Origin of the sequence: Pontibaca methylaminivorans (assembly GCF_900156525.1) — a bacterium.
Taxonomy (GTDB): Bacteria; Pseudomonadota; Alphaproteobacteria; order Rhodobacterales; family Rhodobacteraceae; genus Pontibaca; species Pontibaca methylaminivorans.
The window spans coordinates 256,116-279,877 of the sequence record NZ_FTPS01000001.1; the positions used below are offsets into that span (position 1 = coordinate 256,116).

At 68.0% G+C, this 23,762-nt stretch carries 21 protein-coding genes; 8 read left to right on the forward strand and 13 right to left on the reverse strand.

Annotated features, from left to right (window positions below; translation table 11 throughout):
• Positions 1–26: 26 nt before the first annotated feature.
• Complete coding sequence (locus tag B0B01_RS01340; RefSeq protein WP_076646589.1) at positions 27–3,605, forward strand: hydantoinase B/oxoprolinase family protein; 3,579 nt, start codon at positions 27–29, stop codon at positions 3,603–3,605.
• Between the two features lie 16 nt (positions 3,606–3,621).
• Here B0B01_RS01340 and B0B01_RS01345 read toward each other — a convergent pair whose 3' ends face one another.
• Together B0B01_RS01345 and B0B01_RS01350 are read right to left on the reverse strand one after the other, a co-directional pair.
• The gene (locus tag B0B01_RS01345) at positions 3,622–4,008 is read right to left on the reverse strand and encodes a rhodanese-like domain-containing protein (RefSeq protein ID WP_076646591.1); all 387 of its coding nucleotides are present in this window, start codon (positions 4,006–4,008) and stop codon (positions 3,622–3,624) included.
• A 26-nt stretch (positions 4,009–4,034) separates the two neighbouring features.
• On the reverse strand, positions 4,035–4,931 hold the full coding sequence (locus tag B0B01_RS01350; RefSeq protein ID WP_076646593.1) for an MBL fold metallo-hydrolase: 897 nt from the start codon (positions 4,929–4,931) through the stop codon (positions 4,035–4,037).
• Positions 4,932–5,155: 224 nt separating this feature from the next.
• On the opposite strand from B0B01_RS01350, the gene B0B01_RS01355 reads away from it, so the two are divergent.
• The gene (locus B0B01_RS01355; protein WP_076646596.1) at positions 5,156–6,547 is read left to right on the forward strand and encodes an aminotransferase family protein; all 1,392 of its coding nucleotides are present in this window, start codon (positions 5,156–5,158) and stop codon (positions 6,545–6,547) included.
• Positions 6,548–6,587: 40 nt separating this feature from the next.
• Here the strand turns inward: B0B01_RS01355 and B0B01_RS01360 are convergent, their stop codons facing one another.
• A complete protein-coding gene (locus tag B0B01_RS01360) occupies positions 6,588–7,157 on the reverse strand; it encodes an HNH endonuclease (RefSeq protein ID WP_076646598.1) in 570 nt (189 codons plus the stop codon).
• Between the two features lie 214 nt (positions 7,158–7,371).
• Between B0B01_RS01360 and B0B01_RS01365 the strand changes: the two genes are divergently transcribed.
• Entirely contained in the window at positions 7,372–7,803 is a 432-nt protein-coding gene (locus B0B01_RS01365; RefSeq protein ID WP_076646600.1) for a VOC family protein, read from the forward strand.
• 7 nt (positions 7,804–7,810) lie between these two features.
• Here B0B01_RS01365 and B0B01_RS01370 read toward each other — a convergent pair whose 3' ends face one another.
• Both B0B01_RS01370 and B0B01_RS01375 read right to left on the reverse strand, forming a co-directional pair.
• Positions 7,811–8,476 carry an alpha/beta hydrolase gene (locus tag B0B01_RS01370; RefSeq protein ID WP_076646602.1) on the reverse strand — a complete coding sequence of 222 codons (666 nt, stop codon included), beginning with the start codon at positions 8,474–8,476 and terminating at the stop codon, positions 7,811–7,813.
• On the reverse strand, positions 8,473–9,126 hold the full coding sequence (locus B0B01_RS01375; RefSeq protein WP_076646604.1) for a DNA-3-methyladenine glycosylase family protein: 654 nt from the start codon (positions 9,124–9,126) through the stop codon (positions 8,473–8,475). The genes B0B01_RS01370 and B0B01_RS01375 overlap by 4 nt, the downstream gene beginning before the upstream one ends.
• 89 nt (positions 9,127–9,215) lie before the next feature.
• Between B0B01_RS01375 and B0B01_RS01380 the strand changes: the two genes are divergently transcribed.
• A complete protein-coding gene (locus B0B01_RS01380) occupies positions 9,216–10,430 on the forward strand; it encodes an MFS transporter (RefSeq protein ID WP_076646606.1) in 1,215 nt (404 codons plus the stop codon).
• A gap of 92 nt (positions 10,431–10,522) precedes the next feature.
• Here the strand turns inward: B0B01_RS01380 and B0B01_RS01385 are convergent, their stop codons facing one another.
• The 8 genes from B0B01_RS01385 to B0B01_RS01420 form a co-directional block, all read right to left on the reverse strand.
• Positions 10,523–11,302 (reverse strand): squalene/phytoene synthase family protein, encoded by a 780-nt coding sequence (locus B0B01_RS01385; protein ID WP_327082978.1) that lies wholly within the window; start codon positions 11,300–11,302, stop codon positions 10,523–10,525.
• A complete protein-coding gene (cimA, locus tag B0B01_RS01390) occupies positions 11,289–13,010 on the reverse strand; it encodes a citramalate synthase (protein ID WP_083945980.1) in 1,722 nt (573 codons plus the stop codon). Before cimA ends, B0B01_RS01385 begins: the two co-directional genes overlap by 14 nt.
• On the reverse strand, positions 13,007–14,476 hold the full coding sequence (gene cysS / locus B0B01_RS01395) for a cysteine--tRNA ligase (RefSeq protein WP_076646608.1): 1,470 nt from the start codon (positions 14,474–14,476) through the stop codon (positions 13,007–13,009). The genes cimA and cysS overlap by 4 nt, the downstream gene beginning before the upstream one ends.
• 165 nt (positions 14,477–14,641) lie before the next feature.
• Complete coding sequence (locus B0B01_RS01400; protein WP_076646610.1) at positions 14,642–15,163, reverse strand: outer membrane protein; 522 nt, start codon at positions 15,161–15,163, stop codon at positions 14,642–14,644.
• Between the two features lie 221 nt (positions 15,164–15,384).
• The gene (locus B0B01_RS01405; RefSeq protein ID WP_076646612.1) at positions 15,385–15,693 is read right to left on the reverse strand and encodes a hypothetical protein; all 309 of its coding nucleotides are present in this window, start codon (positions 15,691–15,693) and stop codon (positions 15,385–15,387) included.
• Positions 15,694–16,048: 355 nt separating this feature from the next.
• Positions 16,049–16,867, reverse strand: coding sequence for a metal ABC transporter permease (locus B0B01_RS01410; RefSeq protein ID WP_234967677.1), 819 nt, complete (start codon positions 16,865–16,867; stop codon positions 16,049–16,051).
• Positions 16,864–17,646, reverse strand: a complete 783-nt coding sequence (locus B0B01_RS01415) for an ATP-binding cassette domain-containing protein (RefSeq protein ID WP_076646614.1) — start codon at positions 17,644–17,646, stop codon at positions 16,864–16,866. Before B0B01_RS01415 ends, B0B01_RS01410 begins: the two co-directional genes overlap by 4 nt.
• Positions 17,643–18,140, reverse strand: coding sequence for a Fur family transcriptional regulator (locus B0B01_RS01420; RefSeq protein ID WP_076649980.1), 498 nt, complete (start codon positions 18,138–18,140; stop codon positions 17,643–17,645). Before B0B01_RS01420 ends, B0B01_RS01415 begins: the two co-directional genes overlap by 4 nt.
• A gap of 89 nt (positions 18,141–18,229) precedes the next feature.
• Here B0B01_RS01420 and B0B01_RS01425 point away from each other — a divergent pair, with 89 nt between their 5' ends.
• From B0B01_RS01425 to B0B01_RS01440, 4 genes are all read left to right on the forward strand, one after another.
• Positions 18,230–19,222 carry a zinc ABC transporter substrate-binding protein gene (locus tag B0B01_RS01425; protein WP_076646616.1) on the forward strand — a complete coding sequence of 331 codons (993 nt, stop codon included), beginning with the start codon at positions 18,230–18,232 and terminating at the stop codon, positions 19,220–19,222.
• A gap of 120 nt (positions 19,223–19,342) precedes the next feature.
• The gene (tig, locus tag B0B01_RS01430) at positions 19,343–20,683 is read left to right on the forward strand and encodes a trigger factor (RefSeq protein WP_076646617.1); all 1,341 of its coding nucleotides are present in this window, start codon (positions 19,343–19,345) and stop codon (positions 20,681–20,683) included.
• Between the two features lie 347 nt (positions 20,684–21,030).
• The gene (gene acs / locus B0B01_RS01435) at positions 21,031–22,992 is read left to right on the forward strand and encodes an acetate--CoA ligase (protein ID WP_076646619.1); all 1,962 of its coding nucleotides are present in this window, start codon (positions 21,031–21,033) and stop codon (positions 22,990–22,992) included.
• A 4-nt stretch (positions 22,993–22,996) separates the two neighbouring features.
• Positions 22,997–23,680, forward strand: a complete 684-nt coding sequence (locus B0B01_RS01440; protein ID WP_076649981.1) for an adenylate kinase — start codon at positions 22,997–22,999, stop codon at positions 23,678–23,680.
• Positions 23,681–23,762: the final 82 nt, after the last annotated feature.

Consider the following 23,762-nt stretch of genomic DNA (forward strand, 5'->3'; position numbering starts at 1 on the left):
ACGCCGGAACAGCGGGAGGGCGTGCCATGGCCGGACAGTGGGAGTTCTGGATCGACCGGGGTGGCACCTTCATCGATGTGGTGGCGCGTCGCCCGGACGGGGCCCTTGTCACGCACAAGCTGCTCTCGGAAAACCCCGAACGCTACCCGGACGCGGCCGTGCAGGGGATCCGCGAGATCATGGGCCTTGGCGACGGCCCCCTGCCCGACCGCGCGATTTCGGCGGTCAAGATGGGCACGACCGTTGCCACCAATGCCCTGCTCGAACGCAAGGGCGAGCCGGTGCTGCTGATGATCACCCGGGGCTTTCGCGACCTTCCGGTGATCGGCTACCAGAACCGGCCGCGCCTGTTTGATCTGCATGTGGAACGCCCCCTGCCGCTGCATGTGCAGGTGGCGGAACTGGACGAACGCCTTGATGCGCAGGGTCGCGTGATCCGCCCGCTGGACGAGGCCGCCGCCCGCGCGGCGCTCGATGCCGCGCATGGCGAGGGGCTGCGCGCGGTCGCGATTGCCGGCTTGCATGCCTATCTGAACCCGGTGCACGAGGCCCGCATGGCCGAGATGGCGCGCGAGGCCGGCTTCACGCAGATTTCGGTCAGCCACGAGGTCAGCCGCCTGTCCAAGCTGGTCGGGCGCAGCGACACCACCGTGGTCGATGCCTATCTCTCGCCGATCCTGCGCCGCTATGTGGATCAGGTCGCCGAGGCGCTCGACCTCGGGCGGGCCTGCGAGCGGCTCCTGTTCATGCAGTCTTCGGGCGGGCTTACGGATGCGCACCGTTTTCAGGGGCGCGACGCAATCCTGTCGGGGCCGGCCGGGGGGATTGTCGGCATGGTGAAGACCGGCGAGGCGGCGGGCTGTGGCCGGCTCATCGGCTTCGACATGGGCGGCACCTCGACCGATGTGAGCCATTACGCCGGGGCCTATGAGCGCAGTTTCGAAACCGAAGTCGCCGGCGTGCGACTGCGCGCGCCGATGATGGCGATTCACACGGTGGCGGCCGGGGGCGGGTCGATCTGCCGTTTCGCGCAGGGGCGGTTTCAGGTCGGCCCGGACAGCGCGGGCGCCGATCCCGGCCCCGCCTGCTATCGCCGTGGCGGCCCGCTGACGGTCACCGACTGCAACGTGATGCTGGGCAAGCTCAACCCCGGGCATTTCCCCCATGTCTTCGGCCCCGAAGGAAACGAGCCGCTGGACGCCGACACGGTGCGCGAGAAGTTCGCCGCGCTTGCCGTTGAAATCGCGGGTGAAACCGGTGAAACGCAGCGCCACCCCGAGGACATTGCCGACGGCTTTCTGCGCATTGCGGTCGACAACATGGCGAATGCGATCCGCAAGATCAGCGTGCAGCGCGGCCATGACGTGAGCGATTACACGCTCCAGTGTTTCGGCGGCGCGGGCGGGCAGCACGCCTGCCTCGTGGCCGATGCGCTCGGGATGGAGCGCGTGCTGATCCACCCCCATGCCGGCGTGCTGTCCGCCTACGGGATGGGACTGGCCGAAATCCGGGCGCTGCGCGAGGCGCAGGTGGATCTGCCGCTCGAACACGCGGACAAGGCCGCTGCCGCGCTCGCCCGCCTGCGCGACGAGGCCGAATCCGAGGTGCGCGCCCAGGGGCCGCGGACGGTCAGCAGCCGCGCCGGCGCGCATCTGCGCTATGAGGGCTCGCACCAGTCGCTCGAAGTGCCGCTCGGCGATGCGGATGCGATGAAAGCCGCCTTCGATGCCGCCCACAAGGCGCGATTCGGCTTTACCGCCCCGGGGCGCGCGATCCTGATCGAGATGGTGACGGTCGAGGCGATGGGCGAAAGCGGCGCATCCCCCGCCCCCGCGCCCTTCGGCGATGATCCGGCGCCCTGCGCGCGCGTGCCCATGTTCGCGGGGGGTGAATGGCGCGATGTGCCGCTTCACCATCGCGGGGATCTGCCACGCGACGCCGCGATTGCCGGCCCCGCGATCATTACCGAAGCCACCGGCACCACCATAATCGAGGACGGCTGGGCCGGGCGGCTCGACGGGTTCGGAAATCTCGTCCTCGACCGCATCGCGAAGCGACAGCGCGCGCAGTCCGGGACCGGTGCCGATGCGGTGCTGCTCGAACTCATGGGCAACCTGTTCATGTCGGTGGCCGAGCAGATGGGCGCGACGCTCGCCAACACCGCATGGTCGGTCAACATCAAGGAACGGCTCGATTTTTCCTGCGCGATTTTCGATGCGGGCGGCAACCTCGTCGCCAATGCGCCGCATGTTCCGGTGCATCTCGGATCCATGTCGGACAGCGTGCGCACGGTGATCCGGGAAAACGCGGGCGACATCAACGAGGGCGACGTGTTCATGTTGAACTCTCCCTTCAATGGCGGCACGCATCTTCCTGATGTCACCGTGATTTCCCCGGTGTTCGTTGGTGGGCAACCGGCCTTCTGGCTGGGCAGCCGGGGCCATCATGCCGATATCGGCGGGCGCACTCCCGGAAGCGGGCCGCCCGACAGCCGCCATATCGACGAGGAAGGCGTTCTGATCGACAATTTCCGCCTCGTGTCGAAAGGTCGCCTGCGCCGCGCCGAGGCCGAGGCGCTGCTCGGGTCCGGGCGCTGGCCCTGCCGCAACATCGCGCAGAACATGGCCGATCTCGAGGCCCAGATCGCGGCGAACGAGACCGGGCGGCAGGCGCTGCTTTCCGTGGTCGATCACTACGGGGCCGAGGTGGTGCGCGCCTACATGGGCCATATCCAGGACAATGCCGAGGAAAGCGTGCGCCGCGTGCTCGACGACCTGCCGGGCGGCAGCTTCACATATCCGATGGACGGTGGCGCCGAAATCCGCGTGAGTGTCGGCATCGACCGTGTGCGCCGCGAAGCCGTGGTCGATTTCACCGGCACTTCCCCACAGCAGGCGGGCAATTACAACGCGCCGCTCGCCATCTGCCGGGCGGTGGTGCTTTATGCGTTCCGCTGTCTCGTCGGCAGCGACATCCCGCTGAACGAGGGCTGCCTGAAGCCGCTGCGCATCATCGCCCCCGAGGGCAGCATGGTGAACGCGCGCTATCCGGCGGCGGTGATCGCCGGCAACACCGAGGTGAGCCAGGCCATGTGCAACGCGCTTTTCGGCGCGCTCGGGGTCATTGCGGGATCGCAGGGGACCATGAACAATTTCATCTGGGGCAATGACCGCTTCCAGAATTACGAGACCATCGCCGGGGGCACCGGTGCGGGACCCGGATTCGACGGCTGCGACGCGGTGCAGAGCCACATGACCAACACCCGCATGACCGATCCCGAAATCCTCGAACAGCGCTTTCCGGTCCGGCTCGAGGAGTTTTCCATCGCGCCGGATACGGGCGGTGCCGGCCGGTGGCGCGGTGGCAACGGCGCGCTGCGGCGGCTGCGCTTTCTCGCGCCGGTGACCGTGACCACGCTGTCCTCGCACCGCCATGTGCCGCCCTTCGGGGCCCGTGGCGGCGCGCCGGGGCGGGTCGGCGCGAACTGGGCCGAAATGCCCGGGGGCGAGCGCATCGACCTTGACGGCAATGACGAGATCGACCTGCCGGCAGGCGCGGCCTTCGTCATGCGCACACCGGGCGGCGGCGGCTGGGGGCGGGCGTAACGGGACGGTTCAAGCGCTATTTCCGCGCCATCATGTCCTTGGGCGCGCCGCTCGCCATATCGGTGCCGATATAGCCGAGCCCGGCCTGTTTCCATGCGGCGAACCCGCCCTCCATATGGTCCGCCCCGCTCCAGCCGGCCCGGAGCGCAAGCTCCGCCATGCGCCGCGACCGCACGCCCGATCCGCAGTGAAACACCACATGGCGCCGCCCGCCCGGCTGCGGCAGATGTTTGGGGTCAAGCTCCTGCATGGGTGACAGCAGCGCGCCGCGGATACGTTCAAAGGCGAACTCGGCCGGGGTGCGCACGTCGATCAGCACGACCTCGCCGCGGTCGAGCCCCTCGTGCACGTCCTCGACGCTCCAGTGGCGCAGCACGCCCGCTTCGGTGTCCTCGCTTCGCATGGTGGCCTTCCTTTCCTGACGGCTGTTCAGAACCGGTTGAGCGGAATCCGCAGATAGCTGCGCCCGTCCGCCTCGGGCGCGGGGGCGCGTCCGGCGCGCAGGTTCATCTGCAGCACGTGCAGCATGCGGTCGGGCAGCGGCAGGCTGCGGTCCCGCGCCTCGCGCAGGGCGACATAATCGGCCCGCGACACGCCGCCGCGCAGGTGGATGTTATGCGCCCTCTGTTCGCCCACGGTCGATTCCCACGCCGGTTCCTCGCGCGTGTCGGTGCCGTAATCATGGCCGACGAACAGCCGGGTTTCATCCGGCAGCGCCAGGATCCGCTGGAGGCTGTCATAAAGCACGCCCGCATTGCCCCCCGGAAAATCGGCGCGCGAGGTGCCCGCATCGGGCTGCATGAAGGTGTCATGCACGAAGGCCGCGTCATCCCCGACCACATAGGTGACCGAACCGAGCGTATGGCCGGGCGAGAGCATCACCCGCACGTCAAGCCCGCCGATCGTGAAACGCTCCCCGTCCGCGAACAGGCGGTCGAATTCATCCTCGACATGAAAGGCACCCGGCAAGTTATATATATCGCGCCACAATCCGGCGATTTCGGCCACCTCGGCGCCGATCGCGTTCGGCACACCGAGCCGTTCCCTCAGCCAGGCCGAGGCCTGCAGGTGATCGGCATGGGGGTGGGTGTCGAGGATCCATTCGACCTCAAGCCCCTCGCGCTCCACATGGTCGAGGATCGCTTCCGCCGCATTCGTATCGGTGCGCGCATGCCGGTGGTCGAAACCCATCACCACGTCGATCAGCGCCGCACGGCGGCTGTCGGGATCGCTCGCCACATACTGGATGCTGCCGGTGTCCTCGTCGTAAAATCCCGTGACCCTCGGCGATCCGGGCCCGCGCGAGGGGCTGGTTCGACTCTGCATGGGGCAACTCCTTATCCGCTCCTTCGGGATCAATACATGCGCAGGATCGAAGTTCCATCCCGCACGCGGCAGTTCCGGTCACATCTTCGCCGGGCCATGCCGCTCTGCCCGCGGCTTCCATGCTGGACGCAACCGGCAGCGATCATGTAGCATGTTTTCGACAGATTGCCGGCGGCCCTCCGGGTGCGCACGCGGCAGCCGCCTTCCACCGGAAAGGACGGGCCATGGACGGAACCATCAATGAAAACGACCTGAGCCGGATCATCGCAGCGGACAAGGCCCATGTCTGGCACCACCTGACCCAGCACAAGCCGTTCGAGACCTCGGACCCGCGCATCTGGGTCGAGGGGCGCGGCATGCGGCTCTGGGATCAGGACGGCAAGGAATATCTCGATGCGGTGTCGGGCGCGGTCTGGACCGTGAATGTCGGCTACGGGCGCGAACGGATTGCCGATGCGATCCGCGACCAGCTGGTGCGGCTCAACTATTTCGCGGGCGCCGCCGGCTCGGTCCCCGGCGCGCGGTTTGCCGAGCGGATTATTGAAAAGATGCCGGGGCTTGCGCGGCTTTATTACTGCAATTCGGGCTCCGAGGCGAATGAAAAGGCGTTCAAGATCGTGCGCCAGATCGCCCACAAGCGCCATGGCGGGCGCAAGCACAAGATCCTCTATCGCGACCGCGACTATCACGGCACCACCATCACCGCGCTTTCCGCCGGCGGGCAGGACGAGCGCAACGCGCAATACGGCCCCTTCACCCCCGGTTTCCTGCGTGTGCCACACTGCCTGCAATACCGCGCCCATGAACAGGAGGGTGCGCCGCAGGAGAATTACGGCGAATGGGCCGCCGACCAGATCGAGGCCGTGATCCTGCGCGAGGGGCCGGATACTGTCGGCGCGCTCTGCCTCGAACCCGTCACCGCGGGGGGCGGGGTGATCCCGCCGCCCTCGGGCTATTGGGAGCGGGTGCAGGACATCTGCCGCCGCCACGACATTCTGCTTATCATCGACGAGGTGGTCTGCGGCGTCGGGCGCACCGGCACCTGGTTCGGCTATCAGCAATACGGCGTGCAGCCGGACATGGTGACCATGGCCAAGGGGGTCGCCTCGGGCTATGCGGCGATTGCCTGTCTGGCCACGACCGAGGCGGTATTCGACCAGTTCAAGGACGACGCCAGCGATCCGCTCAACTATTTCCGCGATGTCTCGACCTTCGGCGGCTGCACCGCCGGGCCGGTCGCGGCGCTCGAGAACCTTGCGATCATCGAGGACGAGGGGCTGCTTGCGAACACCACCGCCATGGGCGCGCGGCTGATGGACAATCTGCGCGACCTGATGGAACGCCACGCCGTCATCGGCGACGTGCGCGGCGCCGGGCTGTTCTGCGGCGCCGAACTGGTCACCGACCGCGAAAGCCGCGCCCCGGTGCAGGAAGCCCGCGTCGCCGCCGTGGTGTCCGATTGCGCGAAACAGGGCGTGCTGATCGGCATGACCAACCGTTCGATCCCGGGTTACAACAACACGCTCTGCTTCAGCCCGGCCCTGATCGCGACGGAAAGCGACATCGACGCGATCACCGATGCCGTGGATCAGGCGCTCGCCCGGGTGTTCGGCTGACAACGTGAACAGCGCGAACAGCGGGCGGGCGTGACACGTGTCAGCGGCGCTTGAGTTCGGCCCCCCAATACAGGAAATCGAGCCAGGTCCGGTGCAGTTGTGCCTCGGCCCCGGGGAGCTTGCGCGCCGCCGCATCGAGTTGAAACCCGGTCGGGCGGAACGGTTTGCGCAAAAGGCGCAGCCCTACCTCCGCCGGGGTGCGGTCCCCCTTGCGCAGATTGTCGCTCGCGCAGCAGGCCACGACATTGGTCCAGCTTGACGCCCCGCCCCGGCTGCGCGGCACCACGTGGTCAAAGGTCAGATCCTTTGCCGGCAGATGGCGGCCGCAATACTGGCAGCGGAATTCGTCGCGCAGGAACAGGTTGTAGCGGGTAAAGGCCACCGCCTTGCGCCGGCGGTATGTCTTGAGCGCGATGACGGCGGGCACTTCGTGTTCGCAACTGGCCGAACGAACGGTCACGTCGTCATAGGCCTTGACCTGAATGACCCGCCCCCGGAACACCGAGACGATGGCCTGCTGCCAGCTGCAGACGGAAAGCGGCGCATAGCTGAGCGGCTGCATGTCGGCGTTGAGCACCAGCGTGCGCAGATCAGGGGCCGGCGCGCTCATTGCCCTGCCCCGCGTTTCGACCGGATCCCCTGCGGGATCCTTTCTGTCGGACCTCTTTCTGTCGGACTATCAGCCACCCGTCTGTTTCTGTCCTTTCGCGTCTGCCTTTCCTGCGCGCGTGGCCTGACTATAACGCCCGCCCGCGCTCAGGCAAGCGCGACTGCGACAGGTTGCGGGACTGGCCGGAACCGGGCCGCGTGCTATAGTCCGGATCATGACACATCTGCCCGACGCTCCCGCCCCGAGCGCCGTTCTGGAAAGCGCGGTCTATGCCGAGGATCTCGAGGCCGCGCGCCGCTTTTACGGCGATCTGATCGGGCTCGAACCGTTCCAGACGGTCGAGGGGCGCCACATATTCTTTCGCGTCGGCGCCGCGGTGCTGCTGGTGTTCAACCCCGAGGCGACGAAGCTCCCCTCGCGCAATCCGCGCCTGCCGGTGCCGACCCATGGGGCGACCGGGCCGGGCCACGTCTGTTTCGTGCTCGACCGGGAGCAGATCGCCGCGATGCGTGCCCGGCTGGTCGCGGCCGGGATCGGGATCGACGCCGAGTTCGACTGGCCGCACGGAGCGCGCTCGCTCTATGTGCGCGACCCGGCGGGAAATTCGGTGGAATTTGCGGAAAGCTGGCTCTGGGAGCCGCAATAGCCCCCCGTCAGAGCCCGAGCTTGTCACGCATGAAGGCAAGCGCGACGCTCAGCCCGTCGGGCGCAATACCGTGGCCCGTGCCCTTCATCACATGGGCGTAAAGATCGCTCCACCCGGCGGCCTGCAGCGCCTCGGCGCTTTCCGCCATGGACTGCACCGGCACCACGTCGTCGGCATCCCCGTGCACGAGCAGCACCGGCGGGCGCTGCACCACCTCGCCGGGAAGCAGCTCCGGCTGCAGCAGACGGCCGGAAAAGGCGACGACCCCGGCCACCGCATCCTCGCGCCGCGGTGCCACATGCAGCGCCATCATGCTGCCCTGCGAAAAGCCGAACAGCACCACCTGCTCCGGCAGCAGATCCTCGTCCACCATCACGGCATCGAGAAACGCGTTCAGATCCGTGACCGCCGCGCCCATGCCGCGCATGGCGACCTCTTCGCTCGATCCGTCGATCCAGGGAATCGGAAACCACTGGAAGCCGAACGGCGCGCCGGCGCAGCTTTCGGGCGCGTCCGGCGCCAGAAACAGCGTATCGGGCAGATGCGCCCCCAGGGGGTCGGCAAGCCCCAGCAGGTCCGCCCCGTTCGCCCCATAGCCGTGAAGAAACACCACCGCCGAGCGCGTCTCGCCCGAAACCGGCTCCCTGCGCCCCGTGTTCAGAACCCGTGTCATCTGACCCCTTCCCTGCCCTTGAGCTCGCGGTAATAGGCCCAGAGAAGCTGCGCTGCAACCGCCCGCCACGGTGACCACTCTTGCGCCATCCCGCGCAGCGCCCGCTCGCGCGGCCGCTCGGGAAGCTCGAACAGCACCCGCGCCGCCTCCTGCAGGGCAAGGTCGCCGGGGGCAAAGACATCCGCATGGCCAAGGCTGAACATGGCATAGATCTCGGCCGTCCAGCGCCCGATCCCCGGCACCTCGATCAGCGTGGCGACGACCTCCCCGGTCGGCACCCCGCGCAACGCGGCATAGTCGATCCTGGCCCCCGCGAGCGCCCTGGCATAGCGGACTTTCTGCCGGCTCAGCCCGGCGGCGCGCAGGTCGGCCTCGTCCGCCCCGAGTATCCGCTGCGGATCGGTCAGTCCGGCGGCCTGCAGCCGCGCCCAGATCGTCGCCGCGGCGGCGGTGCTGAGCTGCTGGCTCACGATCGCATTCAGAAGCTCGGAAAACCCGTCGCCGCGGCGGCGCAGCGGCAGCGGCCCGCTGCGCTCGAGCGCCGCCGCAAAGCGGGGCTCCTGTATGGCAAGCCAGGCCGCACCCTCGGCAAGGCACTGTTCGGTCTCGATGATCCGGCCATGCGGCCATGGGGTGCTGATCGTGCTCATGGCGCCACTCTCGCCCCCGGCGGCGCGGGGTGCAACCGCCTTGTGGCGCCCGTCTTGTGCTGCCGCGGTTTCGCGGCTAGGGCCGGGGCATGAGCGAACTCACCATTGACCATCGCGCGCGGCGCAACGTGATCGTGCTGGCGGCGGCGCAGGCGTTCCTCGGCGCGCAGATGCCGATCATCTTCACGATCGGCGGGCTCGCCGGGCAGTCGCTGGCCGCCAATCCCTGCCTTGCGACCCTGCCCATTTCCCTGATCGTGCTCGGTTCGATGCTTTCCGCCTCGCCCAATGCGATGATCATGCAGCGGCTGGGGCGGCGCGCGGGCTTCATGATCGGCGCGGGCGCCGGCGCACTCGGCGGTCTCGTGGGGGCATGGGGGCTCTACCTCGGCTCGTTCCCGGTCTTCCTTGTCGGCAGCTTCATCACCGGCATCTACATGAGCGCCCAGGGCTTCTACCGCTTCGCCGCCGCCGATACCGCCTCCGAAACCTTCCGGGCGCGGGCGATCTCCTATGTGCTCGCGGGGGGGCTGGTCGCGGCCATGCTCGGGCCGCAACTGGTCAAGGTCACGGTCGATGCCTTCGTGATCCCCTTTCTCGGCAGCTACATGGTGGTGATCGCGCTCAATCTCGTCGGATCGCTCCTGTTCCTGTTCCTGCGCATCCCCCGGCCCGCGCGGCCGGCGGCCGATGCGCCCCGCGGGCGCAGCCGGCTGCAACTGCTGAAAACGCCCCGGATCGCGGTCGCGATCATCTGCGCGACCGTGTCCTACGGGCTGATGAACCTCATGATGACATCGGCGCCGCTCGCGGTGGTGGGCTGCGGCTTCGGCACCGGGCAGGCGGCCGATGTGGTCTCGGCCCATGTGCTGGCCATGTATGTGCCGGCCTTCTTCACCGGGCACCTCATCAACCGCTTCGGGGCCGAGCGCATCATCGCCGCCGGCCTCGTGATCCTGGCCGGCGCGGGCGCGGTCGCGCTGCAGGGCATCGAACTCGAAAACTTCATGCTCGCGCTGGTGCTGCTCGGGATCGGCTGGAACTTCGGCTTCATCGGCGCGACCTCCCTGCTCGCGGCGTCCCATGACGAATCGGAGCGCGGAAGGGTGCAGGGCATGAACGACCTGATCGTCTTCGGCGGCGTGACGCTCGCCTCGCTTGCCTCGGGCGGGCTCATGAACTGCAGCGGCGGCACCCCGGTCGAGGGCTGGACAGCCGTCAACCTCGCCATGCTGCCGGCGCTGGTGCTGGCCGCAAGCGCGCTGATCTGGCTCGCCTTCCAGCCCCGTGGCCGCGGTTTCTGATCCCGCCGCGCGCACATGCCCTCCTCTGGCCTTCTTCTGGCCGGAAATATCCCCGCCGGAGGCATGAAGATTCTGCCCTGCCCCTGCCGCCCTCACCAGCGCCCGCCAACCGCGCGCAGCATGAGCCGCAGCCGCGCCCGCGCCTCGCTCGATCCAAGCCGCCCGGCAGCGACGCGCCCGGGCTCGTCGCGTGCCTGGCGCAGGATCGCACCGGCCTGCCAGCCGGCCAGCAGCGCGGGTGCGGCCCGGCGCGACACCCGCGCCCGGGACCGGCGCGCCCGCGCAAGCCGCTCGAGCGCCGCCGCGGCCAGTTCTGCGATCGCGCTCCCGCTCCTGTCCGGCAGCGGGATGCGCCCGCGCGCCTCGAGCGCGGGAACCGCGCGCAGCCAGTTCGCCACCCCGACCCCATGGGCGAAATCGCGCACCACCGCCTCGTCCGCCGGCCCGAGGCTCTGCGCGGCGGCGACAAGCAGCGTGCCGGTCGTGTCGTCGATATAGCGCCCGAACTGCGCCGCATCCTCGAAAGGCTCGTGATGGATATCCCAGCGGCGCGCCGCGATCAGCCCGTCAAGCGAGGCAGCCGTATGAGGGGCCAGCACATCGGCAAGCGGCGTCAGCACCTCGTGCCGGCGCGGGCGTTCCCCGGCCGCGATCCGCTCGATCCCCTCGCGCCACCACTGCAGGCGCATTTCAGCGATCATCGGCTCTTCGCTGACCCAGGGGGCGCGGGCGATCTCGACATTGAAGGCGTGAATCGGGAACAGCACCCGCCGCGCCACGGGCGGGGCGGCCATGGTGGCGCGGAAGCGCTCGGGATCGGCCCGCTGCAGCAGCGCGGCGCAGGCGGCGATGTCGGCGTCATGCTCCATCATCGGCCGGCTCCTGCCGCAGCGCGCGGCGTCCTTCGGCCGGTGCCGGAGCGGATGGCCCCGGAGGGTCGCGCAAGAGCTTCCAGCGGATCGCGTCAAGCAGCGCCTCGAAGCTCGCATCGACGATATTCGCGCTGACCCCGACGGTGGCCCAGCGGCGCCCCTGCCCGTCCTCGCTGTCGATCACGACCCGCGTCACCGCATCGGTGCCGCCCTGCGTGATGCGCACCTTGAAATCCACGAGCCGCATATCGGCGAGCCGTTCGGAATACTGGCCGAGATCCTTCATCAGCGCCCGCGCAAGCGCGTTCACCGGGCCCCGGTCCTGCCCCTCGCCGTCAAGGGATTCGCTGACCGAAAGGCGCTTTTCCCCGTCGACCAGCACCACCACGACCGCTTCCGAGACCGACACCACCCGCCCCTCGCGACTGCGGCGGCGTTCGACCGTGACGCGGTAGCGTTCGACCTCGAAGAAGCGCGGCATCTGCCCGAGCTCCGCCCGCGCCAGCAGCTCGAAACTCGCCTGCGCGGTGTCGTAACTGTAACCCTGATCCTCGCGCAGCTTCACGGTCTCGAGTATCCGCGCAAGCGCGGGATCGCCCGGCGCCGGGGCCAGCCCCGCCTCGGCCAGGCGGCGGCGCAGGTTGCTCTGCCCGGCCTGGTTCGACATCGGGATGACACGGCTGTTGCCCACGGCTTCGGGCGGCACATGTTCGTAGGTTGCCGGATCCTTGAGGATCGCGCTGGCATGAAGCCCGGCCTTGTGGGCAAACGCGCTTGCCCCGACATAGGGCGCCTGCCGCAGCGGCACGCGGTTCAGGATGTCGTCGAGCATCCGGCTCGTGCGGGTGAGCCCGGCAAGCGCGGCCCGGTCCACCCCGGTTTCGAACCGCGACGCATAGGGTTCCTTCAGCAGCAGCGTCGGAATGAGCGTGGTGAGACTGGCATTGCCGCACCGCTCCCCAAGCCCGTTCAGCGTGCCCTGGATCTGACGCGCCCCGGCATCGACGGCGGCCAGCGCGTTGGCGACCGCATTGCCGGTGTCGTCATGGGGATGGATGCCAAGGCGAGCGCCCGGAATGCCGGCGGCGATCACCTCGCGCACCACAGGGGCGATCTCCGCCGGCAGGGTTCCGCCATTCGTGTCGCAAAGCACGATCCAGCGCGCCCCCGCTTCCAGCGCCGCATGGCAGCAGGCCAGCGCATGGCCCGGATCAAGGCGGAAGCCGTCAAAGAAATGTTCCGCATCGAACAGCGCCTCGCGCCCGTTCTTCACCACATGGGCGATCGAATCGCGGATCGCAGCCAGGTTTTCCTCTGCCGTGATGCCGAGCGCCTGCGCGACCTGCCCGGAATGGGCCTTGCCGACAAGGCAGACGGCGGGGGTGCCCGCGTTCAGAACCGCCGCCAGCAGATCGTCGTTCCCGACCGAGCGCCCGGCCCGCCTCGTCATGCCGAAGGCCGCGAGCCTCGCCCGGGTCTCGGGTCGTGCGTCGAAAAAGGCGCTGTCGGTCGGATTGGCACCGGGCCAGCCGCCCTCGATGTAATCGACCCCGAGCGAATCGAGCGCCGCCGCAAGCGTCAGCTTTTCCCGGGTCGAAAACTGCACACCATGGGTCTGCTGCCCGTCGCGGAGCGTGGTGTCGTAAAGATAGAGGCGCTCTTTCGCGCCGCCCCGGGCCCGGTCGTCATGGTCCCGGCGCGTGCTCATTCGCGCGCCCCGGCCCGGCCCGTGCCGTCAAGCCGGCGCGCGTCGAAATGCGGCAGGCGGATCGCCCGCACCCCCTCGCGCGTCACCTTGACCTCGGCCCCCGCCGCGGCCAGCGCGTCGCGCAGCCGGTCGGCCTCGGTGAAATCCTTCGCCGCGCGGGCCGCGTCGATCCGTGCGAGGATCGGCTGCAATTCCGCTGCGGGCGCGGCGCCGTCGGTGTCGCCGGCCGTGTCGATGGCGGTCGGGCAGTCCTTCAGGTCAAGGCCCAGCATGAGCTGCGTCGCGTAAATGTCGGAAATCGCGCGGAAGTTTTTTTTGCCTTCCCCGGAAAACTCCGCCCCCGCCGCGCGGATCGCGTTGAGCGCCCCGACCGTGTCCAGATCATCGCAGAGCGCGGCCAGCGCCCCCGGAAGCGGGGTGCCGGGCGCAAGCGATGCACGGATGTCCTCGCCGCCGCTGCCAAGCATGCGGGCGAAATCCGCCAGCGTCGAGGCGGCCTCGTGACGCCGGCGCGGGCTCAGATCCATCAGCGTGCGATAATGCGAGAGCAGAAAGGCCATGCGGATTTCGCCGCCCGTCATCGCCCGGTCAAGCCCCGCCGCGGTGCCGTCCAGAACCTCGCGCACGGTAAAGAAATTCCCGAGCGATTTCGACATCTTGCGCCCGTCTACCTGGAGCATCTCGTTGTGCATCCAGATCCGGGCAAAGCCGCTTCCCGGGTTGGCGCAGCGGCTCTGGGCGATCTCGTTCTCGTGGTGGGGAAACATCAGGTCGTTGCCGCCGCCATGGATGTCGAAGGTGTCGCCCAGCAGTTCCTGGCTCATGGCCGAACATTCGATATGCCAGCCCGGGCGCCCGCGCCCCCAGGGGCTGTCCCAGCCGGGCAGATCGGGGCCCGAGGGCTTCCAGAGCACGAAATCCATCGGGTTGCGCTTGTAGGGGGCGACCTCGACCCGGGCGCCGGCAAGCATTTCCTCGACCGAACGGCCCGAAAGCTTGCCGTAATCGGCATAGCTCTCGACGGCGAACAGCACATGGCCCTCGGCCTCGTAGGCATGGCCGCGGGCGATCAGGGTCTCGATCATGGCGATCATCTGCGCCACATGCTGCGTTGCGCGCGGCATGGCGTCGGGTTCGAGCGCGCCAAGCGCCGCCATGTCCTCGAGAAACCAGCGCGTGGTCTCGGCGGTGATGTCACCGATCGGGCGCCCGGTGTCCTGCGCGCGGCGGTTTATCTTGTCGTCCACATCGGTGAAATTGCGCACATAGGTGACATGGTCCGGCCCGTAGACATGGCGCAGCAGGCGATAAAGCAGGTCGAACACCACCACCGGGCGCGCGTTGCCAAGGTGGGCGCGGTCATAGACCGTCGGCCCGCAGACATAGAGGCGCACGTTCTCCGGCTCGATGGGGGTGAGAACCTCCTTGCGGCGGGAGGCGGTGTTGTAAAGCGTGATCTCGGCCATGGCCCGGTCCTCGCCCGTTCTGCGATACGGTATTGTCAGCGCGGGCTTAGCAACTTGCCGGATGGTTGGACAGGGCCGAATGGCCACGCGGCCGCAACCCCCCACCGGAGGGCGGGCGGAAGCCGCATGGCCCGGCCCCGGTCGCCGCAGACCCGGAACCCGGGTTCAGAACCGGAACGAGGCCCGGAACATCAGCGAATCCACGTCGTAGCGGTCGTTCGATCCGGCGAAATTGGTAAAGCGGCTGCGCGTCATTTCGCCGCCCAGGCTCACGTTCGGAGTGAGCGAATAGGCGACGCCGATCCCGAACACATTGCCGTTGCCGCTGCCTGCGTCGGATTTCATCCGCGCCCGGCCCAGCAGCGCATAACCCATGAAATCGCCGAAATCATAGCCGCCCTTGAGCTTGAGGCGGTCGATGTCGCTGACCTTCCCCGCGCCGCCGACCAGGCCGATATTGGCAATCTCGTGTTCGAATTCGCCGCCGACGACCCATTCGCCGAAATCGAAATCGTAGCCGCCGTGAAGGCCATAGACCGCGTCGCTGCGCCCGCCCGGCCCGTCGACATCGCTCCAGCCGATGCCGAGGCCGAAATAACCGCCGGTCCATTCATTCGCCAGGGTCGGCGTCACGGCAACCGGTCCAAGCAGCAGCGCGAGCGCGGCCGCATGGGCAAACTTTTTCATACCTGCTCTCCTCTGGTATCGGACCCGTCTTTGCGCGGGCCTCACCCGTGCCCACTATGGGCGCAGATTCCACCAAGATCAAGCGCAGGCGAATCACCCGGTCATGCGGACCCGCAGGGCAGCACATGAAAAAGGCGCCCGGCCTCTTGTCGAGACCGGGCGCCCTGTTGCCCCGCGATCAGGCCCTTGCGGACCCTTTCACGGATATGCCGGCAGGACGATTACTCGATCGGGAGCTCGTCGCCTGCACCTTCGTCGCCGAAGCCGTCGTCGGCTGCGCCGTCGTCGGCAGCACCTGCGTCACCGCCCAGCAGGCCGGCTTCTTCGGCTGCGCTCACTTCTTCCGGGCTCAGCACGCCATCGGAATCGGTGTCCATCTCCGAAAAGTCCTCGGCGGTCACATCGGGATTGACTGCCTGAACCTCGTCGAGGGTCACGACACCGTCGCCATTGGCGTCCAGATCGGCCTGTGCCCATGCGGGCGCAGTCAGGGCGAGGGTTGCAACGGCGGTCATCAGAATCTTTTTCATCAAGATACTCCATTCATTGGTTTGCGGAAGGCTCTTGATTGCCTTCGTGGAGAGATAACGACAGAATTGTGCTTTGGGTCCAGCGGGATCCGCAGACCGGCACAAGACAGCCGTTCCCCGCCGATTCCGGCTTTTCGACTGTGCGGCCTCTTGCCGAACCCGCCGCTTCCGGGCGCGTTTTCACCCCGAGGGACGAATGAAGGCGCAGGGCCTTCTGGACATCTGGAAATTCCTTCCTAGCTCGTCGGGTCGGTCGCGCGCCGGAATGGCGGAATCGGGCGAATCGAGCGCCCGCACCGGCCGCCAGCACCGGACAGTCCATGAAATGAATGCCGGACCTGAAGCGCTCCGCCCCTCAGCGCGGGCTGGCCGCCCTGCCCCGCGCCCCGAGCGCCGAGCCCGCGAACAGGACCGCGGCAAGGCAGACGATCGTCGGGCCGGTCGGCGTGTCGAGGTGCCAGGAAACGACAAGCCCCCCGAGCGCCGCGATGCTCCCGAAAAGCGCCGCGACCAGCGCCATTCCCTCGGGCGTGCGCGAGAACGGGCGCGCCGCGGCGGCGGGCAGGATCAGCATCGCCGCGATCAGCAGCGCTCCCACCACCTTGATCGCGACCGCCACGACCAGCGCGAGCGCGAGCGTCAGCACAAGCTGCTCGCGGCGCGGGTCGATGTCGCTGGCATGGGCCAGGTCGGGGTTGAGCGTGGCCGTCAGCAGCGCCGACCAGCGCCACAGGATCAACGTGCAGACCATGAGCGCGCCGCCCCAGATCACGACGAGGTCGCCCCGCGACACGGCCAGGATGTCGCCGAAGAGATAGGCCATGAGGTCAAGGCGCACCCCGGGCAGGAACGACACCGCCACCAGCCCGAAGGCGAGCGTCGAATGGGCAAAGACGCCAAGCAGCGTATCCATCGCATGGCCGCGGCGCGAGAGGGCGGCGATCGACAGCGCCATGACCAGCGACACGGCCAGCACGCCCGGCGCCAGGGGGAGGTCCAAGGCCAGCGCCAGCGCCACCCCGAGCACCGCCGCATGTGCCGTCGCCTCGCCGAAATAGGCCATGCGGCGCCAGACCACGAAACAGCCGAGCGGCGCCGCCGCCAGCGCCACCCCGAGCCCGGCAAGCGCCGCGCGGACCATGAAATCGCCCAGAAGCTCCTGCAGTGCCATCATTCGGCCGTCTCGTGGCATTCATGGTCATGGTCGTGGGCATGGTTGTGATGGTGCCGGTAAAGCGCCAGTGCCCCGTGGGTGCCGCCCCCGAACAGGGCGCGGTATTCGGGCGCCGAGGCCACATGATCCGGCGCGCCCTCGCAGCAGATATGCCCGTTCAGACAGATCACCCGGTCGCTCGCGCTCATCACCACATGCAGGTCGTGACTGACCATCAGCACCGCGCAGCCGAGCCGCTGGCGCACCTCTTCGATGCGCAGGTAGAACGCCGCCGCCCCCGGCTGGTCGAGCCCCTGCGTCGCCTCGTCGAGGATCAGCAGTTCGGGCCGCTCGAGCAGCGCCCGCGCCAGAAGCACGCGCTGGAACTGCCCGCCGGACAGCGCGCTCATCTGCCGCTCGGCCAGCGCCGCGACGCCGGCCTGTTCCAGCGCCTCGCGCGCCGCCTCGGCGCCGACCCGGCGCGGCAGGCCCAGGAAGCGGCGCACCGTAAGCGGCAGCGTCGCATCCACATGGAGGCGCTGCGGCACGTAGCCGACCCGGAGCCCCGGCCGGCGCCGGATCCGTCCCGTGTCGGGGGCGATCGCGCCAATGATCACGCGCAGCAGGGTGGTCTTGCCCGATCCGTTCGGGCCGACGACGGTGACGATTTCACCCGGCGCGATGCCAAAGCTGATGTCCTGCAGAACCTCGGCCCCGCCAAGGCGGACCCCGAGCCCGGTCAGGTCCACAAGATTGCCGCCGCCATCATTGTCGCCGCTGTCGGTATCGGCCGGTGTCATGCGTGCGCCTCGTTTCCGGCGGTTCCCGCCCGGCAGGCCGGGCAGAGTCCGGTTGCTTCTATCACCGTCTCCTCGACGGCAAAGCCGATTTCTCGCGCCGCATCGCCAAGCGTGCCGCGCATCGGGGCCGAGGGCGCCTCGGCCACCATGTCGCAGCTGCGGCAGATCAGGAAGGCCGGCACATGGGGCACGCCCGGAAAGGCGCAGGCCACATAGGCGCTGCGCTGCTCGATCCGGTGCACGAGCCCGTGCTGCTGCAGGAAATCCAGCGCCCGATAGACCACCGGCGGCTGCGAGCCGAGCCCCTCGCGCGACAGGCGTTCCAGAATGTCATACGCGCCGAACACCTGATGTTCCTCGGCCAGGATCTCGAGCACCCGGCGCCGGCCCGGTGTGAAACGCAGGTTGTTTTCGCGGCAGAGCGTCTCGGCGTGGGCGATCAGTTCGCCGACGCAATTCGCATGATCCTGACAGTGAAAGCCGATGGTGCCCATGATCCGATCCTCGCAGACGATTTCGTTTGATATGTAATAATGTTGCAGATAAAGCAAGGCGGCTTCAGTCCCGATTCGAGGAAATCGCCATGCGACATCTCTTTTCTGCCCTCGCGGCGACCGCCCTGACCGCGCTTTCCGCCCATGCCGTCCGTGCCGAACCGCCAAGCGTCGCGACCGACATCGCGCCGGTTCATTCGCTGGTCGCGGCGGTGATGGGCGACCTCGGCACACCGGCGCTGCTGGTCGAGCCGGGCGCCTCGCCACATGGCTATTCGCTGCGCCCCTCGCAGGCGCGCGCGCTCGGTCAGGCCGACGTGCTGTTCATGGTGAGCGACGCGCTCACCCCCTGGCTTGTCGAGGCGGCCGAAAGCCTTGCCCCCGGGACCGCGCGGCACCGGCTGGCCGAGGTCGAGGGCACGCACTTGCTGCCGACGCGCGAAGGCGCGGATTTCGAATCCGACCATGACCATGGGCACGATCATGATCATGGGCACGATCATGATCACGAGCACGACCATCACGATCACGACCACGACCACGGCGGCACCGATCCCCATGCCTGGCTCGACCCGGAGAATGCGGACCTCTGGCTCGATGCGATCGCCGCGGAACTGGGGCGGCTCGACCCGGACAACGCCGGGCGCTACAGCGCCAATGCCGCCGCGGCGCAGCAGGAACTCGATTCGCTCTCGGCCGGGATCGCCGACCGCCTCGCCCCGCTGCATCACCTGCGTTTTGTCGTCTTTCACGATGCCTTCCAGTATTTCGAGACCCGTTTCGGCCTGCAGGCCTCGGGCGCGATCGCGCTCAGCGACGCGGCCCCGTCCGGCCCGGCCGCGCTGGCGCGGCTGCGCGACCGGATCCGCGACTTCGGCGCCGCCTGCGTCTTTTCCGAGCCGCAGCAGAACCCGGCCCTGATCGATTCGATCAGCGGCGCGGACGGGCTCCCCGTGGTGGAACTCGACCCGCTCGGGGCACGGATCGAACCGGGGGCCGGGCTTTATCCGACACTCCTGCGCAACATGGGAACGGCCTTCCAGGACTGTGCGGCAGGGGGCGCGGCGGCGGGCGCGCAATGAGCGCCGGGGCCGGGGATTGCCCCTTGCACCACAGGGCGTGCGCCAATAGAAGGCCCGGGATTTCAGCGTAATCCGCACCGCCGGGGCGATCACGCGCGCACAGCCGATGGGAACAGCAAGATGCAGGTCACCGAGACATTGAAAGACGGTCTGAAGCGCGGCTACGCGATCACCGTCACCGCCGCGGAACTCGACCGGAAGGTCACCGAGAAGCTGACCGAGGCCCAGCCCGAAGTCGAGATGAAGGGATTCCGCAAGGGCAAGGTGCCGATGGCCCTGCTGCGGCGCCAGTTCGGCGAGCGGCTTATGGGCGAGGCCATGCAGGAAGCCATCGACGGCGCCATGAACCGCCATTTCGAGGAAAGCGGCGAACGCCCCGCCCTTCAGCCCGAGGTCAAGATGACCAACGAGGACTGGAAGGAAGGCGACGACGTGGAGGTTGCGCTGACCTATGAGGCGCTGCCCGAGATTCCCGATGTCGATCTTGGCTCGATCACGCTCGAACGGCTGGTGGTCAAGGCCGACGATGCCGCCGTGGACGAGGCGCTGGCCGGGCTGGCCGAGAACGCGCAGAATTTCGAGCCGCGCGAGGATGGTGCCGCCGCCGAGGACGGCGACCAGGTGGTGATGGATTTCGTCGGCCGCATCGACGGCGAGGCGTTCGAGGGCGGCGCGGCCGAGGATTACCCGCTGGTGCTCGGCTCCGACTCCTTCATCCCCGGTTTCGAGCCGCAGCTTGTCGGCGTCAAGGCCGGCGAGGAAAAGGACGTGACGGTGAATTTCCCCGAGGAATACGGGGCCGAGAACCTTGCCGGCAAGGAAGCGGTGTTCTCCTGCACGATCAAGGAAGTGAAACGTCCGGTCCCGGCCGGGATCGACGACGATCTGGCCAAGAAATTCGGTGTCGAAGACCTCGAGACCCTCAAGGGGCAGATCCGCGAGCGGCTGGAATCCGAATACGGCAACGCCACGCGCGCGCTGATGAAACGCGCCCTGCTGGATGCGCTGGACGAGAAGGTCTCGTTCGAACTCCCGCCGAGCCTTGTCGAGGCCGAAGCCAACCAGATCGCGCATCAGCGATGGCACGACGAAAACCCCGAAGTCCACGATCACGATCACGACAAGATCGAACCGGGCGCCGAACACCGCGAGCTTGCCGAGCGCCGCGTGCGCCTTGGCCTGCTGCTGGCGGAACTCGGCACCAAGGCCGAGATCGAGGTCACCGACGCCGAAATGGGCCAGGCCGTCATGGCGCAGGCGCGGCAGTATCCGGGACAGGAGCGCCAATTCTTCGAATTCGTGCAGAAGAACCCGCAGATGCAGCAGCAGATCCGCGCCCCTCTCTTCGAGGACAAGGTCGTCGATTACGTCTTTGAACTGACCGAGGTCAGCGACAGGGAAATCAGCAAGGACGACCTTCAGAAGAAAATCGAGGAAATGGACGGCGACGACGAAAGCTGAGCCCAAGGCTCGCACGACCGGAAAACGCCGCCCGCGGCAACATCCGGGACGGCGCTCCGGTCCCCTCAGGCGATGCCCGTTCCCGCTCTGCGAATCGCTCTCCACGGTCGCCCGGGACCGCGCGCATCCGCTTCCCGTGCCCCGGGGGCTTCTTCTGGCCGGAAATATCCCGGGGAGCGCGAGGGGCAGCGCCCCTCGCCCCCGCCGTGCCTGCGGCGCATATGAGCGCAGCACCGGGCGCCCCGGGGTGACCGGCGCCCGCCCTGTCGCCCCCGCGGCCCATCCGGCAAGACCACTTGCGCCTCAACGAATCCGTGAACAATAATGAACGGCAAGGAGGAGCTGTCATGCCAGATACCGCACATACCGAGCCGAAGACCTATTCCCCATCCGCCGACATCGCCGCCCGCGCCCATATCAACGCCGAGAGCTACCAGAAGCTCTATGACGCCTCGATCCGCGATCCCGACGCGTTCTGGCGCGAACAGGCGAAGCGTCTCGACTGGATCACGCCCTTCACCAGGGTGGTGGATGCGAGCTTCGATCCGGGGAACGTGCATATCAGATGGTTCGAGGACGGCGAGATGAACGTCGCCGCGAACTGCATCGACCGCCATGTCGCGACCCGGGGCGATCAGGCCGCGATCATCTTTGAACCCGACGATCCCGCCGACGGGGCGCAGACCATCACCTATCGGCAGTTGCTCGACAAGGTCAGCCGCATGGCGAACGTCCTGCTCGACCTCGGCGTGAAACCGGGCGACCGGGTGGTGATCTATCTGCCCATGATCCCCGAGGCCGCCTATGCGATGCTGGCCTGCGCGCGGATCGGCGCGGTGCATTCGGTCGTATTCGCGGGCTTTTCCCCGGATGCGCTTGCCAACCGGATCAACAATTCCGAAGCGAAGGTGCTGATCACCGCCGACACGGCGCCGCGCGGCGGGCGGCGCACCGCGCTCAAGTCGAACGCCGATGCGGCGCTGCTGCATTGCGCCGATGACGTGCGCTGCCTCGTGGTGAAACATACGGGCGACCAGACCACCTGGGTCGAGGGGCGCGACCTGGATCTCAGGACGCTGATGGAGGCGGCCTCGCCCGATTGTCCGCCCCGCGCCATGAACGCCGAGGATCCGCTGTTCATCCTCTACACCTCGGGCTCCACCGGCCAGCCCAAGGGGGTCGTGCACACGAGCGCGGGCTATCTGCTTTTTGCCGCCATGACCCATCAGAACACATTCGATTATCACGACGGCGATGTCTTCTGGTGCACCGCCGATGTGGGCTGGGTGACCGGGCACAGCTATATCGTCTACGGGCCGCTCGCGAACGGCGCCACCACGGTGATGTTCGAGGGCGTGCCGACATGGCCCGGGGCGGACCGCTTCTGGGAGGTCTGCGAGCGCCTGAAGGTCAACCAGTTCTACACCGCACCGACCGCGATCCGCGCGCTCATGGGACAGGGAAACGAACCGGTCGAAAAGCATGATCTGTCGTCGCTGCGGGTGCTCGGCACCGTGGGAGAGCCGATCAACCCCGAGGCCTGGGAATGGTATCACAAGGTGGTCGGCAAGGGAAAACTGCCGATCGTCGACACCTGGTGGCAGACCGAGACCGGCGGCCACATGCTGACCCCCCTGCCCGGCGCCCATGTGCTGAAACCGGGCGCGGCGCTCAAGCCGACCTTCGGCGTGCAGCCGGTGGTGCTCGATCCGCAGACGGGGCAGGAACTGGCCGGCAACGACATCGAGGGCGTGCTGGCCTTCAAGGGAAGCTGGCCCGGCCAGATGCGCACCATCTGGGGCGATCACGAACGGTTCGAAAAGACCTATTTCGCGGACTTCCCGGGTTACTACTTTTCCGGCGACGGCTGCCGGCGCGACAAGGACGGCGATTACTGGGTCACCGGCCGCGTCGATGACGTGATCAACGTCTCCGGGCACCGCATGGGCACCGCCGAGGTGGAAAGCGCGCTCGTCGCCCATGTCGCCGTGGCCGAGGCCGCCGTGGTCGGCTATCCGCACGAGATCAAGGGCCAGGGCATCTATTGCTACATCACGCTGATGAACGGCGCCGACCCGAGCGACGATCTCGTCAAGGAGCTGCGCCAGTGGGTGCGCAACGAGATCGGCCCGATCGCGACGCCGGACATCATTCAATGGGCCCCCGGCCTGCCCAAGACCCGGTCGGGCAAGATCATGCGCCGGATCCTGCGCAAGATCGCCGAGAACCAGACCGACAGTCTTGGCGACATCTCGACCCTTGCCGACCCCTCGGTGGTCGAGGATCTGATCCAGAACCGCAAAGGATGACATGATGGATGCTGCGACCACGACCACACCGGCCGTTCTGATCCTGCTGGGCCCCCCGGGCGCCGGCAAGGGCACCCAGGCGCGCAAGCTCGAACAGGAATTCGGGCTGGTGCAGCTTTCCACGGGCGACATGCTGCGCGCCGCCGTCGCGGCCGGGACCGAAGCCGGGAAGCAGGCCAAAAGCGTCATGGAGGCCGGGCAGCTTGTCAGCGACGAGATCGTGATCGCGATCCTGCGCGAGCGGATGGACGGGCCGGATTGCCGGCGCGGGGTGATCCTCGACGGCTTTCCGCGCACCACGGTGCAGGCCGAGGCGCTTGACGCGATGCTCGCCGAGAGCGGGCAGTCGGTCAGCGCGGCGATCAGCCTCGAGGTCGAGGACGAGGCCATGATCGAGCGGATCTCGGGGCGCTTCACCTGCGCGACCTGCGGCGAGGGCTATCACGACAGTTTCAAGCCGACCCGCGTGCCCGGCGTCTGCGACAAATGCGGCGGCACCGAGATGATCCGCCGCGCCGACGACAATGCCGAAACCGTGGCGAGCCGCCTTGCCGCCTATCACGAACAGACCGAGCCACTGATCCGCTATTATGGCGACCGCGGGCTGCTGAAATCGGTGGATGCGATGCAGGGGATCGAGGCGGTGACCCGCGATCTGGACGCGATCGTGCGCGATCTGGCGCGCTGAACCTGAACGGGCTGCCGCCCGGCCGGGCGGCGGCTGCACCGCCATTGGTCCCGGTGGGGGAAAACGTCGGGCCGGTCCCATC